Below are 857 nucleotides of genomic sequence, written 5' to 3' on the forward strand. Positions count from 1 at the left end.
CGATCTCGTTGCCGTCCTTGTCCTTGACAACGACAACAACCTTGTCACCAGGCTTAGCATCCTTATCGATGTCGACAACGATCTTGCCGTTTTCATCGATCTCAGCCTTACCCGGACCGTCAGTCACCTCAACCGTGGTGCCCTCCGGAACGTCACCGCCGGTGTTCGGGATTTCAACCTTCTCACCAGGCTTACCCTTGTCATCCTTCCAGTCAGGCTTCTCAACCTCTGGATCCTCACAGACTTCGTTCTGCTCGGTCGTGTAGGTCCACGTGGTCGTAGCACCTTCAGGGAAGGTGTAGCCCTCGGTCGGGAATGCCTCAACCTTGACGGTCTGGCCGTACTCGTAGACGTACTTGCCGTCAGCGTCCGGCGTCAGTTCCTTACCATCAACGGTCACCTTGTACTCGACACCTTCGGTCTTTTCGACGGCGACGTACGGCGGAATGTCACAGGATGCTGGATCTTCAGCCGATGCGCCCGAGGATGGGTTGTTTTCCTTAGGTGCAGCTGGCGTAACTGGGGTGGCATCCTTCTCGGTCACCGTGACCGTGACAGTCACCTCGTCGGTGGAACTGTCTGGGTAAGTCACCTCAACCGGAACAGTGATCTTGTCACCAGGCGTTGCGTCCTCAGGGATGGTCACGTCGATGGAACCATCCTCGTTGACGGTCACGCCCTCTGGGGTACCTTCACCTGGGGTGAAGGTCGTGCCCTCAGGAGGCGTTACCTTGTTGTTGTCGCCGTCCTTGAACTCTGGCTTGTCGATCTTGACGTCGTCGCCAGGCTGGCCGGTGCCACCGTCGTACTCAGGCTCGTACTTCTCGTTGTCCTTAGCGTCAGGCTCTTCAACCGTG

The 857-nt window shown here is 57.5% G+C and carries 1 protein-coding gene; it reads right to left on the bottom strand.

Translation table 11 applies throughout. The features are described from left to right. The coding region (locus HMPREF2565_RS08825; RefSeq protein ID WP_210385897.1) for a YPDG domain-containing protein at positions 1 to 857 on the bottom strand (857 nt) is incomplete at both ends.

Source organism: Corynebacterium sp. HMSC072A04, from assembly GCF_001809235.1.
GTDB classification, from domain to species: domain Bacteria; phylum Actinomycetota; class Actinomycetes; order Mycobacteriales; family Mycobacteriaceae; genus Corynebacterium; species Corynebacterium hiratae.